General features: G+C 68.8%; 15 protein-coding genes. 7 read left to right on the top strand and 8 right to left on the bottom strand.

From position 1 onward, the window contains the following. The first annotated feature begins 7 nt into the window (after positions 1-7). Entirely contained in the window at positions 8-562 is a 555-nt protein-coding gene (ppa, locus tag RTY13_RS03025; RefSeq protein WP_312781030.1) for an inorganic diphosphatase, read from the top strand. A 265-nt stretch (positions 563-827) separates the two neighbouring features. Here ppa and RTY13_RS03020 read toward each other — a convergent pair whose 3' ends face one another. Both RTY13_RS03020 and RTY13_RS03015 read right to left on the bottom strand, forming a co-directional pair. Then, positions 828-1,499 (bottom strand): bifunctional 4-hydroxy-2-oxoglutarate aldolase/2-dehydro-3-deoxy-phosphogluconate aldolase, encoded by a 672-nt coding sequence (locus RTY13_RS03020; protein ID WP_312781029.1) that lies wholly within the window; start codon positions 1,497-1,499, stop codon positions 828-830. A 90-nt stretch (positions 1,500-1,589) separates the two neighbouring features. Next, complete coding sequence (locus tag RTY13_RS03015) at positions 1,590-2,420, bottom strand: alpha/beta hydrolase (protein ID WP_312781028.1); 831 nt, start codon at positions 2,418-2,420, stop codon at positions 1,590-1,592. A gap of 48 nt (positions 2,421-2,468) precedes the next feature. Between RTY13_RS03015 and RTY13_RS03010 the strand changes: the two genes are divergently transcribed. After that, positions 2,469-2,726 carry an Lrp/AsnC ligand binding domain-containing protein gene (locus RTY13_RS03010; RefSeq protein WP_040347054.1) on the top strand — a complete coding sequence of 86 codons (258 nt, stop codon included), beginning with the start codon at positions 2,469-2,471 and terminating at the stop codon, positions 2,724-2,726. Next, complete coding sequence (locus RTY13_RS03005) at positions 2,723-3,652, top strand: 2-hydroxyacid dehydrogenase (protein WP_312781027.1); 930 nt, start codon at positions 2,723-2,725, stop codon at positions 3,650-3,652. Before RTY13_RS03010 ends, RTY13_RS03005 begins: the two co-directional genes overlap by 4 nt. Here the strand turns inward: RTY13_RS03005 and RTY13_RS03000 are convergent. Next, the gene (locus tag RTY13_RS03000; RefSeq protein ID WP_312781025.1) at positions 3,636-4,160 is read right to left on the bottom strand and encodes a GNAT family acetyltransferase; all 525 of its coding nucleotides are present in this window, start codon (positions 4,158-4,160) and stop codon (positions 3,636-3,638) included. The genes RTY13_RS03005 and RTY13_RS03000 overlap by 17 nt on opposite strands. 132 nt (positions 4,161-4,292) lie before the next feature. On the opposite strand from RTY13_RS03000, the gene RTY13_RS02995 reads away from it, so the two are divergent. From RTY13_RS02995 to RTY13_RS02980, 4 genes are all read left to right on the top strand, one after another. Beyond that, positions 4,293-5,477, top strand: coding sequence for an acyl-CoA dehydrogenase family protein (locus tag RTY13_RS02995; protein ID WP_312781024.1), 1,185 nt, complete (start codon positions 4,293-4,295; stop codon positions 5,475-5,477). 129 nt (positions 5,478-5,606) lie between these two features. Continuing rightward, entirely contained in the window at positions 5,607-6,725 is a 1,119-nt protein-coding gene (locus RTY13_RS02990; protein ID WP_312781023.1) for an acyl-CoA dehydrogenase, read from the top strand. Between the two features lie 84 nt (positions 6,726-6,809). Next, positions 6,810-8,105 (top strand): homogentisate 1,2-dioxygenase, encoded by a 1,296-nt coding sequence (gene hmgA / locus RTY13_RS02985; protein ID WP_312781021.1) that lies wholly within the window; start codon positions 6,810-6,812, stop codon positions 8,103-8,105. Continuing rightward, positions 8,102-8,491: a hypothetical protein gene (locus tag RTY13_RS02980; RefSeq protein WP_312781020.1), complete on the top strand. Its 390-nt coding sequence runs from the start codon at positions 8,102-8,104 to the stop codon at positions 8,489-8,491. Before hmgA ends, RTY13_RS02980 begins: the two co-directional genes overlap by 4 nt. A 19-nt stretch (positions 8,492-8,510) precedes the next feature. On the opposite strand, the gene glk is transcribed toward RTY13_RS02980, so the two are convergent. The 5 genes from glk to hisIE all read right to left on the bottom strand — a co-directional run bounded on the left by glk (position 8,511) and on the right by hisIE (position 14,440). After that, positions 8,511-9,479: a glucokinase gene (gene glk / locus RTY13_RS02975; protein WP_312781019.1), complete on the bottom strand. Its 969-nt coding sequence runs from the start codon at positions 9,477-9,479 to the stop codon at positions 8,511-8,513. A 29-nt stretch (positions 9,480-9,508) separates the two neighbouring features. Next, entirely contained in the window at positions 9,509-11,398 is a 1,890-nt protein-coding gene (edd, locus tag RTY13_RS02970) for a phosphogluconate dehydratase (RefSeq protein WP_312781017.1), read from the bottom strand. Then, a complete protein-coding gene (gene pgl / locus RTY13_RS02965; protein WP_312781016.1) occupies positions 11,398-12,111 on the bottom strand; it encodes a 6-phosphogluconolactonase in 714 nt (237 codons plus the stop codon). The genes edd and pgl overlap by 1 nt, the downstream gene beginning before the upstream one ends. Before the next feature lie 180 nt (positions 12,112-12,291). Then, positions 12,292-13,752 (bottom strand): glucose-6-phosphate dehydrogenase, encoded by a 1,461-nt coding sequence (zwf, locus tag RTY13_RS02960; protein WP_312781015.1) that lies wholly within the window; start codon positions 13,750-13,752, stop codon positions 12,292-12,294. 49 nt (positions 13,753-13,801) lie between these two features. Continuing rightward, a complete protein-coding gene (gene hisIE, locus RTY13_RS02955) occupies positions 13,802-14,440 on the bottom strand; it encodes a bifunctional phosphoribosyl-AMP cyclohydrolase/phosphoribosyl-ATP diphosphatase HisIE (RefSeq protein ID WP_312781014.1) in 639 nt (212 codons plus the stop codon). Positions 14,441-14,545: the final 105 nt, after the last annotated feature.

The following is a 14,545-nucleotide window of genomic DNA, read 5'->3' as shown; positions in this document are numbered from 1 at the left end:
GCGTAACATGAACATCGAAGCCATTCCGGTCGGCCCGAATGCGCCGTGGGACATCAACGTCATCATCGAGATCCCGCAAGGCGGTCTGCCGGTGAAGTACGAGATGGACAAGGAATCCGGCGCCCTGTTCGTCGACCGCTTCCTGCACACCGCCATGTACTATCCGGGCAACTACGGCTTCGTGCCGCACACCCTGTCGGACGACGGCGACCCCTGCGACGTCATCGTGCTGAACCCGACCCCGGTGGTGCCGGGCTGCGTCATCCGCTCGCGCCCCATCGGCGTGCTGAAGATGGTCGATGAAGCCGGCGGCGACGAAAAGATCCTGGCCGTGCCGGTCGACAAGCTGAACCCCTACTACACTGAGGTTTCCAGCTATCGTCAGCTGCCCGCCATCCTGATCGAGCAGATCGAGCACTTCTTCACCCGCTACAAGGATCTGGAGAAGGGCAAGTCGGTCACGGTCAAGGGCTGGGGCGACGCCGGCGAGGCCGCCGAGCTGATCGCCCTGGGCATGAAGGCCCACCAGGACAAGCTGGCCAAGGCCGAAGCCGCCGCCTGAGGCGACGAAGCGTCTGAATAAAGAAGGCCCCGCTGGTCGAACCGGCGGAGCCTTTTTTGTTGGCTGAATTGATGTTGCGTATTGGTGTTTTCAATAGCCCTCCCCCTCGAGGGGGGAGGGTTGGGAGGGGGTGTTTGCAGGCCCTATCCCTTGGGGCTCGGGAGATCGGGGAAGCGCCTCATGCGCGCCATCGGCCATGTTGCGCTCTACACCCCCATCCCCGACCCTTCCCCCCTCGAGGGGGAAGGGGGCCAATTGGGGGCGGTTACTTCGCCCGGAAGGCCGCGATGGCCTCGACCGTCTGGCGCACCTTGGCCTCGATGCCGGCCCAGTCCTTCGCCTGGATCGCCGCGTCGGTGATCAGCTTGGACCCCATGCCCGCCGCCACGATGCCCGAGCCGAACCATTTGGCGATCGAGGCCTCGTCCGGGTCGACGCCGCCGGTCGGCATGATCTTGGTCCAGGGCATGGGGCCCAGCACCGCCTTGACGAAGTCCGGTCCGCCGACCGAGGCGCCGGGGAAGAGCTTTACGATCTCGCAGCCGAGGGCCTGGGCTTCCGAAATGTCGCGCACCGAGCCGCAGCCCGGCGAATAGGCGACCTGACGGCGGTTGCAGACCTGCGCCACCTCGGGGACCAGGCAGGGGCTGATCACGAAACGCGCGCCCGAGGCCAGGTAGAGGGCCGCCGTCGGCGCATCCAGGATCGAGCCGACGCCCATGATGATGTCGGGATCGGTCTGGGCGAACTGCTTCGACAGGGCGGTGAAGGTCTCCCAGGCGAAGTCGCCGCGGTTGGTGAACTCGATGGCCTTGGCCCCGCCGCGGGCGCAGGCGCGGATCACCTCGGCGCAGACCTCCGGGTCGGCGTGATAGAAGACCGGGACGACGCCCTGGGTTTCGAGGGCGGTCAGCACGCTGAGGCGGTCGTGTCGCATGGGGTCTCCTTCAGGCCTTGCAGCCCGCAGATCGTCGGTTCCCGGCGCCCCCGTCAAGTGACACCGGGATCAACACTGGTAAGCGGCGCCCTATTCCGCCGTGGCCAGGGTAGCCAGCCGCTTGACCATGGCGCTGTCCTTGTCGGCCAGCGGGTCCAGCATGGTGAAGTGGTCCAGCCCGTCCAGCACCTCGACATGGGTGTCGGCGCCCTTGCCGCCCCATTCGGCGGCCATGTGGCGGCTCTGGCGGATGAACTCGTTGCTTTCCGCCCCGCCGACCCAGCAGTCCAGCGTCCGCCCGCCCGGCGCCCCGCCGTTGGGGGCAGGCCAGTGGATCGGCGACAGGGCCCGCGCCGTCATGGCGTCCAGCCCCAGGGCCGCGTTCAGCGAGGTGTGGATCAGCGGCTCGATGTCGAACACGCCCGAGATGGCCATCGCCGCCCGCGCCCGGCCCTCGGACAGCATGCAGGCCGCCATGTGCCCGCCGACCGAATGGCCGAAGACCAGGGGCCGTTTGCCGGTGCGGTCGCGCACCAGCTCGGTCGCCCGCCGCATCTGACCGATGATGGCGCCGACCTTGACCGTCGGGGCCAGGTCGTAGCCCGGAATGACCACGCTGATTCCGTGATCCAGCAGGGCCGGGGCCACCCAGGCGAACCAGGCCCGGTCCAGCGCCTGCCAATAGCCGCCGTGGATGAAGACGGCGGTCGGCGATCCCGCACCGGCGTCGAACCATTCCATCCTCTGACGCTCGCCGGGGCCGTATTCGACGGTTTCGGGACGGCGGGCGTCGATGACGCGGGCCGAATCCTCTCGCCATCGTTTCAGGATCGCCGGGTGTCCCGGCACCCGTTCTCGATTGTTGTAAGCCGCCTCGTAATCGACTGGAGGGGCCGTCAGTGTCGCCGGAGCCTTACCCATGCCGTTTCCATCCGCTATGCACCTCCGCTTGAACGGGAGGTTCCGACCATGATGACCGCCATTTTCGTCTTCATCAAATGCGAGTTGGGCTACGCCAACGACGTCGCCGCCGATCTGGTCGACAATGTTGAAAACGTGTCGGAAGTTTACTCGACCTCGGGTCAGCACGACCTGCTGGCCAAGTTCCAGCTGCCGAAAGACGCCGACATCGGCACCTTCGTGACCAAGCAGGTGCAGACTCGCCCGCACATCCGCGACACCTTCACCGTCATCACCTTCTCGCCCTTCCTGCCGTCGAAGAAATGACCGGCCTGGTCCTTCTGGCGCCGGGCCTGCCCGACAGCCTGCTGACGCCGCTGCGCGCCTCCGGCCTGGCGCTTCAGACGCTGGACGGCGCGCCCACCCCGGAACAGGCCGAGGCGGCGACCGCCTATGTCGTCTTCGGCGGCAGCCCGGCCTCCGCCGCCCTGATCGATTCCCTGCCGAACCTGAAGCTCATCGCCGTTCACGGCGTCGGCTATGACGGGGTGGACGTGGATCACGCCCGCTCGCGCGGCGTGGTCGTGAGCAACACTCCCGACGTCCTGACCGAGGACGTGGCCGATCTGGCCCTGGCCCTGACGTTGAACACCCTGCGCGCCCTGCCGCTGGCCGAGCAGCACCTGCGCAGCGGTCGCTGGACGGCGGGCGAACGCGCGCCCCTGACCCGCCGGGCCAGCGCCCGGCGCTATGGCGTTCTGGGCCTCGGCCGCATCGGTGCGGCCATCGCACGACGGCTGGAGCCGCTGGGCGGATCGATCGCCTATCACAGCCGCCGCCCGGTCGCGGGGGCGCCCTACGCCTATCACGACAGCGCCCGGTCGCTGGCCGAGGCCGTGGACGTGCTGATCATCGCTACGCCGGGCGGGCCGACGACCGACAAGCTGGTCGACGCCGAGGTTCTGGCCGCCCTCGGTCCCGACGGCGTCCTGATCAATATCGCGCGCGGCGGGGTGGTGGACGAAGAGGCCCTGATCGCCGCCCTGAGCGAGGATCGCCTGTTCGGCGCGGGCCTCGACGTCTTCGCCCATGAGCCCCGCGTGCCCCAGGCCCTGCTGGACCATCCGCGCTGCGTCCTGACCCCCCACGTCGGCTCGGCCACGCTTGAGACCCGCGCCGCCATGGCCGGACTGGTGGTCGAGAACCTGCTGGCGGTGTTGTCGGGTCAGCCCGCGATCACGCCGGTGGTTTGACGACGGTCCTGCGCCGGGCGGCCTTGGCGGCGTCGGCCCGATCCGCCGCCTCGTCCTCGACCCCGACCTTTTCTTCCACCGCGGCCGAAAAGCGCTGAAAGGCGCCCAGGCCCACCAGCACGATCACCGCCGCCACCAGCAGGGCGGTGGGATAGATCAGCAGGGCCACGTCCTCGCGCGCCGTCTTGAACACCACCACCAGGGCCTCGAGGAAGACGGCGATGACGATGGTGGACAGGAACTTGGTCAGGCTGCGGCGGGCCTCGGCGGCGCTGCGCTTTTCCTTGCCGCGCTGGACCTCTTCCTCGAACAGGTACTTGGCCACGTCGAAGACGGCGATGGCGACGATGATGTAGCCCAGCACGTCCAGCAGGGCGTCCACGCCCGAATGGTCCGGACTGACCACGGCGCGCAGGGCTTCGCAGACTCCCAGAAACACCAGGCCGAGCGCCAGAAGCAGCAACAACAGGCTGGCGCCGCCGAAGACGATGCGGGTCAGAAGAATCATGGGGACGGGCCTCTTTCGTGTCCTGGGCCAACGCTCGAACGGCCAAGGTGTTTCCGCATCCAAGAGACCGTAGCCAATCGCAACGGATTGCTGTTAGCGTGGCTTCAGGGAAACGCAGCAAGGGCACGCGAGATGGCCGATCTGGAGACGTTCCGCGCCGAGACGCGCGTCTGGCTGGAGGCCAACTGCCCGCCGGAGGTGCGCGGTCCGCGCGACGGCGACGAGGACTATGTCTGGGGTGGCCGCAACCCCGTCTTCAAGACCCCCGCGCACAAGCTCTGGCTGGACCGCATGGCGGCGCGCGGCTGGACCGCCCCGGAATGGCCCAGCGAATACGGGGGCGGTGGTCTGAGCCGTGAAGAGGCCAAGGTTCTGGCCTCCGAGATGCGTCGCATCCAGGCGCAGGCGCCGCTCGCCAGCTTCGGCATCTGGATGCTGGGTCCGGCCCTGCTGGCCTTCGGGACCGAGGAGCAGAAGCAGCGCTTCCTGCCCCCCATCGTGCGCGGCGAGATCCGCTGGTGTCAGGGCTATTCTGAACCGGGCTCAGGCTCCGACCTCGCCTCGATCCAGACGCGCGCCGAGGATCGCGGCGACCACTGGATCGTCAACGGCCAGAAGGTCTGGACCTCCTACGCCGACAAGGCCGACTGGATCTTCTGTCTGGTCCGCACCGACCCCGAGGCGCCCAAGCATCTGGGCATCAGCTTCGTCCTGTTCGACATGGCGACGCCGGGGGTCAGCACCCGCCCCATCACGCTGATCAGCGGCAAGTCGCCCTTCTGCGAGACCTTCTTCGACGACGTGCGCGTCGAGAAAGAGAACCTTGTCGGCACGCTGAACCGCGGCTGGGACGTGGCCAAGGCCCTGCTCGCGCACGAGCGGACCATGATCGGCGCCATGGGCGATGTCGGCGTCGGCCGCCCGCTGGGGCAGGTCGCGATGGATGCTCTGGGCGTGGACGACGCCGGGCGGCTGGACGAGCCGCTCTTGCGCGCTCGCATCGCCGACTACGATGTCGACGCCGCCGCCTTCCGTCTGGCGATGGAGCGGGTGGGGGATCAGGTGAAGGCCAGACAGGCCCACCCGGCTGTCGCTTCGGTTCTCAAATACTACGGCTCGGAGCTGAACAAGCGCCGCCACGAACTGGCCATGGCGGCGGGCGGTTCGGACGCGCTGGAATGGGAGGGCGAGCGCTCGAAGGAGGGGCAGGCCGCCCGCGACTGGCTGCGCACCAAGGCCAATTCCATCGAGGGCGGCACCAGCGAAATCCAGCTGAACATCATCGCAAAACACCTGCTGCAACTGCCGGGGGCGTGACGCCACGCCCGCCGTCATCCTCGGGCTTGACCCGAGGATCGAGGGTTGCGCCGGACTGGACGCCGCCCGCTTGCCCCAACGCCCGATGCTCGGATTAAGTCCGAGCATGACGAAGAGAAAGTAGGATTGATGCCCCTGATCCTGACCGAAGAGCAGACCATGCTTCAGGACGCCGCCGACGGCTTCCTGAACGAAAACGCGCCCATCAATCACCTTCGCCAGCTGCGCGACAGCCGCGACCCCGACGGCGTCTCGCGCGATCTGTGGCGGGCCTTCGGCGAGATGGGCTTCGCCGGCGTCGTCATCCCCGAGGAAGACGGCGGCTCCGGCCTCGGCGCCGTCGAGGCGGGCGTCATCGCCGAAAGCCTGGGCCGCACCCTGACGCCCTCGCCCTTCATGGGCTCGTCGGTGCTGGCGGCGACCGTGCTGAAGGCGGCGGGCTCGGCGGCGCAGAAGGCTTGGCTGCCCCGCATCGCGGCGGGCGAGGCCATCCTCAGTCTCGCCGTCGACGAAGGGCCGAAGCACGCCCCGAGCAAGATCGCCACGCGCGCCGAACGCGCCGGCAACGGCTTCAAGCTGAACGGCGCCAAGGGCTTCGTGCTGGACGGCCATATCGCCGACGCCCTGATCGTCGCTGCACAAGCAGACGACGGCCTGACCCTCTTCCTGATCGACCCGAAGACCCCCGGCGTCGCCGTCGAGCGCACCGTCATGGTCGACGCCCACAACGCCGCCCGCGTGACCCTGACCGACGTGGTCGTGGACGCCGATGCCGTCCTCGGCGCCGTGGGCGAGGGGCAGGGACCGCTGGACGCCGCCCTGGTTCTGGGCCGCGCCTGCGCCGCCGCCTCTCTGGTCGGGGCGGGGGATCAGGCCTTCAAGGTGACGCTGGACTACCTGCGCACCCGCAAGCAGTTCGGCAAGCTGATCGGCGAGTTCCAGGCCCTGCAGCACCGCGCCGCCCATCTCTTCACCGAGCTGGAACTGGCCAAGGCCGCAAGCCTCGCCGCCCTGCAAGCCATCGACGCGGGCCGTCCCGATGCCGAACAGGCCGCCGGGATCGCCAAGGCCAAGGCCGGCCGCGTCGCCGAACTGGCGGTGCAGGAGGCGGTCCAGATGCACGGCGGCGTCGGCATGACCGACGAGTTCGACGTCGGCCTGTTCATGAAGCGCGTCCGCGTCCTGAACGAACTTCTGGGCGACGCCGACTTCCACGCCGAACGACTGGCGCGCAGTCAGGGCTTCTGACGGATTGATCCAGGGCAAAGCTGGGCGGCACCGGGGTGACGCATCGGCTTGGCCCGGCTAAACCTCCCGCAAGGGAGAAACCATATGACGCGATCCAACGCGCCCGCCTATCAGACCGGCTTCGCCAACCACTTCGCCACCGAGGCCGTCGAGGGCGCCCTGCCGGTCGGCCGTAACTCGCCGCAGCGCCCGGCCCTGGGCCTCTACGCCGAACAGCTGTCGGGCGCGGCCTTCACCGCCCCGCGCGACCATAACCTGCGCAGCTGGCTCTACCGCCTGCGGCCCTCGGCCCAGCACGGGCCGTATCAGCCGTTCGAGCAGGGCCGCGTGCGCTCCGGTCCCTTCACCGAGACCCCGCCCAATCCCAACCGCATGCGTTGGGACCCCCTGACCATGCCCGAGGCGCCGACCGACTGGGTCGAGGGCCTGACCACCTATGGCGGCAACGGCGACGCCGATTCCGGCGCGGGCGTGGGCGTCCACCTCTATGTCGCCAACCGCTCGATGGTCGATCGCGTCTTCTACTCCGCCGACGGCGAGCTGCTGATCGTGCCGCAGCAGGGGAGCCACCGCTTCGTCACCGAGATGGGCGTGATCGAGGCGGCGCCGGGCCATGTCGTCGTCGTCCCGCGCGGCGTCCGCTTCCGCGTCGAGGTCGACGGTGAGGTGCGCGGCTATGTCTGCGAGAACTACGGCGCGCCCTTCCGCCTGCCGGACCTCGGCCCCATCGGCTCGAACGGCCTAGCCAATCCGCGCGACTTCGAGACCCCCGTCGCCTGGTTCGAGGACGTCGACCGCCCGACCCAGTGCGTCCAGAAATACGGTGGGCTTCTTTGGGCCACGACCTTCGACCACAGCCCGCTGGACGTGGTCGGCTGGCATGGCAACTACGCCCCCTATCGCTATGACACGGCGCGCTTCAACACCATCGGCACGGTCAGCTTCGACCACCCTGACCCGTCGATCTTCACCGTCCTGACCTCGCCCAGCGACACGCCCGGCACGGCCAACTGCGACTTCGTCATCTTCCCGCCGCGCTGGATGGTGGCCGAGGACACCTTCCGTCCGCCGTGGTTCCACCGCAACGTCATGAGCGAGTTCATGGGGCTGATCTTCGGCGAGTACGACGCCAAGGCGGGCGGCTTCGCCCCCGGGGGCGCCTCCCTGCACAACCGCATGAGCGGTCACGGCCCGGATCAGGCCAGCTGGAACGGCGCGACCAAGGCCGAGCTGAAACCGATGAAGATCGAGAACACCCTGGCCTTCATGTTCGAGACGCGAATGCCCATCCGCACCACCGCCTGGGCCGAGAAGACGCCCCTGATGCAGCTCGACTACGACGACTGCTGGACCGGGTTCGAAAAAGGACAGGTCGGATGAGGCTGAAAACTGTTCTGCTGGCGGCGGGCCTTGCCCTGGCCGCCTGTTCGCCGGCTCCGGCGCCTGAACCGGTGGTCCCGACGCCCGCCGAGGCCCCCGAGCCGCCGCCGACCATGAGCATCAGCACCTCGTCCTGCTCGTCGCGGGGCGGGCAGATGCAGCAGGTCGGGCGCGCCCAGACCTGGCAGTGCGTGGTCAAGTACGCCGACGCGGGCAAGCGCTGCACCGACGCCTCGCAATGCGAAGGCGATTGCGAGATCGCGGGCAACAGCGGCATCGCACCCGGCGCCAGCGCTGTCGGTCAATGCCAGGCCGACAGCAATCGTTTCGGCTGCCGCACCACCGTCAAGGACGGCAAGGCCGAGGCCACCCTCTGCATCGACTGATCAAGGCCTGAGGCGGGCGTCAGCCCGCCTCGTTGAAGGCCACCCGCGCGGCGCCCAGAAGGGCGGCCTGCTTGTGCAGGATCACCTTGGTCGGGATGGCCTGCATATAGGGCTGGAACCGCCCCTTGCGCTCGAAGCGGGTGCGGAAGGGGCTGGCCTTGAGGAAGGGCAGGATGCGCGGGGCGATGCCGCCGGCGATATAGACCCCGCCGCGCGCACCGGTGGTCAGGGCGATGTCCCCGGCCACGGCGCCCAGGATGGCGCAGAAGCGGGCCAGGGTGGCGCCGCAGGGGCTGTTGGGGTCCTTCATCGCCGTCTCGGTGATTTCGGCCGGGTCGTCGATGTGGGTCTCGCGTCCGTCGATCTCGGCCAGGGCCCGGTGCATGTTCAACAGGCCGGGCCCGCAGATCAGCCGCTCGATCGACACCCGGTCATAGCGACGGCGCAGGATGCGCAGGATTTCGTCCTCGACCGGATCGCCGGGGGGGAAGCAGGCGTGGCCGCCCTCGCTGGGCATGGCCATCTCCTTCCCGTGCGCGTCGCGCACCAGGGCCGAGACGCCGAAGCCGGTGCCGGGACCCAGCACGGCCACCGTGGCGTGGGGATCGCCGTCCACCGGTCCGCCCAGCGAGGCCAACTGGTCCTCCGGGACGATGGGCGCGCCCCAGGCCAGGGCCTCGAAGTCGTTGATCAGCTTGACCGGATTCAGGCCCAGGGTCTGAAGCTCGCCTTCCGACACCCGCCACGGCGAGTTGGTCAGGTCGATCTCCCCGTCCGTCACCGGTCCGGCCACGGCGATGACGCCGCCGGTCGGCTTGACGTCGCAGCCGTCGAGGAAGGCCTTCACCCCGCCGAGGAAGGTGGGGTGCTCCGAGGCCGGGAAGCTCTCGTGGTGCTCCAGCACCGGGCGGCCGTCGACCAGGCGGGTCAGGGCGAACCGGGCGTTGGTGCCGCCGACGTCGCCGACGAGAAGGATCTTGTCATTCATGGGTCGTTTCCTGCGCTCGGTTGGGCGGATCAGGCGTCCACCGTCCGGTCGACGAAGTTGGGATGGGGCAGGGTGTCGGTATGGCCGCCCGGGCTGACGGGGAAGGCGAAGCAGACGGTTGCGCCTTCCTCCGCCGTGGTCACGACCTGGCGGAAGGCGCCGAACAGCTCGCGACCATAGCCCCAGGACGATCCATGGGCGTTGGCGGTCGAACGCACGGCCAGGGGGCGCGCGGTCAGATCGCTGACGCCCACCGTAGTCAGCACCCCGGTCTCTGCGTCCAGACGGATGATGTCGCCGTCCTTCACATGGGCCAGGGGGCCGCCGGCCAGGGCCTCGGGCGAAACGTGGATGGCGGCGGGGGTCTTGCCGCTGGCGCCCGACATGCGGCCGTCGGTGACGAAGGCGACCTTGAAGCCCTTGTCCTGCAGGACGCTGAGCGCCGGCGACAGGGAGTGCAGTTCCGGCATGCCGTTGGCCTTCGGCCCCTGGAAGCGCAGCACCAGCACCACGTCGCGGTTCAGCTTGCCGTCCTTGAAGGCCTGCAGGGCGTCTTCCTGGGTCTCGAACACGGCGGCGGGGGCTTCGACGATGCGGTTCTCGGGCTTGACCGCCGAGATCTTGATCACCGCCCGGCCCAGGTCGCCCTGCACCAGTCGCAGACCGCCCTCGCGGTCGAAGGGATCGGAGGCGGGGCGCAGGATGTCGCGGTCCAGGCTTTCCGCCACGCCGTCGCGCCAGACCAGTTCCCCGTCGATCAGCGACGGCTCCTGGAAATAGGCCTCTATGCCCTGACCCATGACGGTCACGACGTCGGTGTGAATATTGCCCGCCTGCGCCAGCTCGCGCGCCACGAAGGCCACGCCGCCCGCCGCCTGGAAGGCGTTCACGTCAGCCGATCCGTTGGGATAGACCCGCGCCAGCAGCGGCGTCACCGAGGACAGCTGATCCATGTCGGTCCAGTCGATCAGCACCCCCGCCGCCCGCGCCATGGCGACCAGGTGGATGGCGTGGTTGGTCGATCCTCCGGTGGCCAGCAGGGCGACGATCATGTTGACGATCGACTTCTCGCTGACGACATCGGCCATGCGGCTCTCGCCCGAGCGGGCCAGTTCGACGGCGCGCTTGGCAGCGGCGGCGGTCAGGGCGTCGCGTAAGCCGGTCTCGGGGTGGACGAAGGCGGTCGAGGGCAGGTGCAGGCCGCCCAGCTCCATCATCATCTGGTTGGAGTTGGCCGTGCCGTAGAAGGTGCAGGTGCCCGGCGAATGATAACTGCCGATCTCGCTGGCCAGCAGGGTGGTGCGGTCCACCAGGCCTTGCGCGTATTCGGCGCGGACACGAGCCTTTTCCGCGTTGGGAATGCCCGAGGGCATTGGCCCCGCTGGCGCGAAGACGACCGGCAGGTGCCCGAACGCCAGGGCCCCCATGAAGAGGCCCGGCACGATCTTGTCGCAGACGCCCAGCATCATGGCGGCGTCGAAGGCGTCGTGGGTCAGGGCCACGCCCGTCGCCATGGCGATGGCGTCGCGGCTGAACAGGCTCAGCTCCATGCCGGGGCGCCCCTGGGTGACGCCGTCGCACATGGCCGGGGTTCCGCCCGCCACCTGGGCCGTGGCGCCGACCTCGCGGACCGCCTTGCGGATCACCTCAGGGAAGCGCTCGAACGGCTGATGCGCCGACAACATGTCGTTGTAGGCGGTGACTACGCCGACATTGGGCTTGGACCCGTCCATGGCCGTCAGCTTGTCGGCGATGGTCTGACCGGCAAACGCATGGGCCCAGTTGGCGCAGGACAGCTTGGCGCGCCCGGCGCCTGAGTCGCGGGCGGCGTCCATGCGACGCAGATAGTCGGCGCGGGTGGCGCGGCTGCGTTCGGTGATACGGGCGGTGACTTCGGCCACCACAGGATTGAGCGCCATCAGACAGCCTCCGTCCAAAGCACTTCGAGGGGAACCTTGGCCGCGATCAGGGCGGCGATGGGATGGATGCGCGGATCGCCCGCCGCCTCGCGCTCGAACACGGGGCGCTTCTTGGCGCCGGTCAGGGCCAGGACCACGCGGCGGGCGCCGATTAGATAGGGCAGGTTGATCGACAGCCGTTCCTGCGGCGGGGCCATCCCGTCGCGGCCCGGCGGCACGCCATAGACGGCGGGTTTCAGATCGGGCGTCAGCAGGGTCTTCAGCGTCGGGCTGTCGGGGAACATGGAACAGATATGCCCGTCCTCGCCCATGCCCAGCAGGACGGCGTCGAGGCGCGGGCCCTCAGCCGCCACCGCCTTCGACGCCTCGGCGGCGGCGCGGTCCACGGTGACCGACGGCGCATACAGCGGCAGGAAGCGCGCGGCGGCGGCCCGCCCGGTCAGCAGGGTTCGCTTCATCAGGGCGGCGTTCGAGTCTGGCGAGGTCTCGGGCACATAGCGCTCGTCCACCAGGGTCGCCGTGACCTTCGACCAGTCCAGATCGGCTTGCGCCAACCGCGCATAGACGGGCGAGGGGGTCGATCCGCCCGCGCCGGCGAAGACCGCGCGGCCTTCGGCGGCGACGCCCTCGGTCAGGGCTGCGGCCAATCGCGCGGCGGCGGCCTCGGCCCAGGCGGCGGCGTCGGGGAAGGTTTCGATGAGCGATTGGGTCATGACATGCCTCCCCTTCCCCTCGAGGGGGAAGGGGTCGGGGGATGGGGTGAAGGCAGGGCGGTGAAGAACGAGGCGCGTGAGGCAGGGCCGGAAAGGCGGCCCCCTCCGGCGTGAAGCGGGACTCGGTGTGCCTTCACCCCTCCCAACCCTCCCCCTCGAGGGGAGGGCTTGTGTGCCGTCTTACTCATCGCGCGTGTTCCATTTGCGCCCGGTCCGCGACAGCAGCAGGTCCGCCGCCTCCGGTCCCCAGGTTCCGGCTGCATAGTCCAGCGGCTTGAAGGCGGCGCCCGACCAGGCGTCGGACACCTCGTCGACCCACTTCCACGCCTGTTCGGCCTCGTCGCGGCGCACGAACAGGGTGCTGTCGCCGTGCATGGCGTCCAGCAGCAGGCGCTCATAGGCGATGCGGCGACGCGGCGGCGCGGCGTCTTTACCGTTCACGCCCCAGGACAGGCTCATCTTGATCGGCTGTAGCTGCATGCGCTGATCCAGCCCCGGCTTCTTGTTCATCACCGACAGCGAGATGTCTTCCTCGGGTTGCAGCTCGATGACCAGGCGGTTGGCGTTGATCTCGCCGCGCTCGCCGTGGCCGAAGATGGAGTGGGGCACCGGCTTGAACTGGATGACGATCTCGGTGCGCTTCTCGGGCAGGCGCTTGCCCGTCCGCATGAAGAAGGGCACGCCCGCCCAGCGCCAGTTGTCGATGTCGGCGCGGATGGCGACGAAGGTCTCGGTGTCGGAAGGCTGACCGCGTTCCTCGTCATAGCCCTTGGCCGGCTTGCCCTCGCTGGTTCCGGCCACATACTGGCCGCGCACGGTGACGCGCTCGGCCTCTTCCAGGGTGATCGGGCGCAAGGAGCGCAGCACCTTGACCTTCTCGTTGCGCACCGAATCCGGGTCCAGGTCGCTGGGCGGCTCCATGGCCACCAGACACAGCAGCTGCAGCATGTGGTTCTGCAGCATGTCCCGCAGGGCGCCGTATTCGTCGTAATAGGGCCAGCGGTCGCCGACCCCGACCGTCTCGCCCACCGTGATCTGGACGTGGTCGACCGTGAGGTTGTTCCACAGAGGCTCGAAGATGGTGTTGCCGAACCGCAGGGCGATCAGGTTCTGCACCGTCTCCTTGCCCAGGTAGTGGTCGATGCGGAACACCTGACGCTCGTCAAAGGCGTGGGCCACCGCGTCGTCGATCTCGAGGAAGCTTTCCAGATCGCGCCCGACCGGCTTCTCCAGCACGATGCGGCAGTTCTTCTCGGCCAGACCCGCCGCCTTCATCGCCGTAACGATGCGGCCATACAGGGACGGCGACACCGCCAGGAAGGACGTGACCTCGCCGTCGCCGCACTTCGCCTTCAGCGGGGCCAGGCTGGCCGGATCGGTGGCGTCCACGGCCAGATAGTCGAGGCGGGATTTCATCCGCGCCCAGCTGGCTTCGTCCCAGCCGCCGTCGGCCTCGGCGCGCGCCTTCACCGCCTCATGGACCTTGGCGACATATTCCTCGGCGCTTTCCTCGGACCGCGCGGCGCCGATGATCTTCAGCCCCTCGGGCAGCAGACCGTCGTGGTCGAGGAAATAGAGCGAAGGCAACAGCATCCGCATGGCGAGGTCGCCGCCGCCGCCGAACAGAATCAGTGCCGCCATTCGTCCCGTTCCTCCCTGATCCCGACATGCGGGATATTCGCCTCAAGGCCTAGGCTTCGGTCTTGGCCGCTTCCGCGCGCTTCGCCAAGACGACCAATACGTCCTGAAACACCATGTTACGGGCATGGAGAAGAACGAGCAGGTGATAGATCAGGTCCGCCGCCTCGCTGGCCAGTTCCGCCTCGTCGCCCGCCGCGCCCGCCAGGGCCGTCTCCACGCCCTCCTCGCCGACTTTCTGGGCCGCCCGTTTCGGCCCCTGGGCGATCAGGCGGGCGGTCCAGCTGTCGTTGGGATCGGCCTGGGCGCGGACATGGATGGTGCGCTCCAGGCGCCCGATGCGGCCCAGCCCCGGCGCGTCCTCGTCGCCGAAACAGCTGACGCGGTTCAGGTGGCAGGCGTTGCCGACCGGCCGCACCTTCACCACCACGGCGTCGCCGTCGCAGTCGGGCGTCACCGACACCACATTGAGGAAGTCGCCCGAGGTCTCGCCCTTCCTCCAGCGGCCCCCGCGCGAGCGCGAGAAGAAGGTGGCCTGACCGCTGTCCAGCGTCTCGCGCAGCGCCGCCTCGTCCATATAGGCCAGGGTCAGCACCTGCAGCGTGTCGGCGTCCTGCACCACGGCGGGGACCAGGCCGTCGCCCTTGGCGAAGTCGATCTTGGAAAACTCGAGGGTGTCGGAAAGGGTCATGCGTTTGATCCGCTCATCCCCGCGGAGGCGGGGACCCAGGATTGAGCCATCTGACGGACGGCGGCCTTGTCTGCGCAACCCAACACGCGGCGTTTGTCGCCAAAG

Source organism: Brevundimonas sp. (genome assembly GCF_032055285.1).
GTDB lineage: Bacteria > Pseudomonadota > Alphaproteobacteria > Caulobacterales > Caulobacteraceae > Brevundimonas.
This window is presented reverse-complemented; position numbering and strand designations above follow the sequence as displayed.

Bases quoted from the DNA above. Each gene is read 5' to 3' on its own strand.
- ppa (WP_312781030.1), top strand. From the start codon at position 8: ATGAACATCGAAGCCATTCCGGTCGGCCCGAATGCGCCGTGGGACATC.
- RTY13_RS03020 (WP_312781029.1), bottom strand. From the start codon at position 1,499: ATGCGACACGACCGCCTCAGCGTGCTGACCGCCCTCGAAACCCAGGGC.
- RTY13_RS03015 (WP_312781028.1), bottom strand. From the start codon at position 2,420: ATGGGTAAGGCTCCGGCGACACTGACGGCCCCTCCAGTCGATTACGAG.
- RTY13_RS03010 (WP_040347054.1), top strand. From the start codon at position 2,469: ATGATGACCGCCATTTTCGTCTTCATCAAATGCGAGTTGGGCTACGCC.
- RTY13_RS03005 (WP_312781027.1), top strand. From the start codon at position 2,723: ATGACCGGCCTGGTCCTTCTGGCGCCGGGCCTGCCCGACAGCCTGCTG.
- RTY13_RS03000 (WP_312781025.1), bottom strand. From the start codon at position 4,160: ATGATTCTTCTGACCCGCATCGTCTTCGGCGGCGCCAGCCTGTTGTTG.
- RTY13_RS02995 (WP_312781024.1), top strand. From the start codon at position 4,293: ATGGCCGATCTGGAGACGTTCCGCGCCGAGACGCGCGTCTGGCTGGAG.
- RTY13_RS02990 (WP_312781023.1), top strand. From the start codon at position 5,607: ATGCCCCTGATCCTGACCGAAGAGCAGACCATGCTTCAGGACGCCGCC.
- hmgA (WP_312781021.1), top strand. From the start codon at position 6,810: ATGACGCGATCCAACGCGCCCGCCTATCAGACCGGCTTCGCCAACCAC.
- RTY13_RS02980 (WP_312781020.1), top strand. From the start codon at position 8,102: ATGAGGCTGAAAACTGTTCTGCTGGCGGCGGGCCTTGCCCTGGCCGCC.
- glk (WP_312781019.1), bottom strand. From the start codon at position 9,479: ATGAATGACAAGATCCTTCTCGTCGGCGACGTCGGCGGCACCAACGCC.
- edd (WP_312781017.1), bottom strand. From the start codon at position 11,398: ATGGCGCTCAATCCTGTGGTGGCCGAAGTCACCGCCCGTATCACCGAA.
- pgl (WP_312781016.1), bottom strand. From the start codon at position 12,111: ATGACCCAATCGCTCATCGAAACCTTCCCCGACGCCGCCGCCTGGGCC.
- zwf (WP_312781015.1), bottom strand. From the start codon at position 13,752: ATGGCGGCACTGATTCTGTTCGGCGGCGGCGGCGACCTCGCCATGCGG.
- hisIE (WP_312781014.1), bottom strand. From the start codon at position 14,440: ATGACCCTTTCCGACACCCTCGAGTTTTCCAAGATCGACTTCGCCAAG.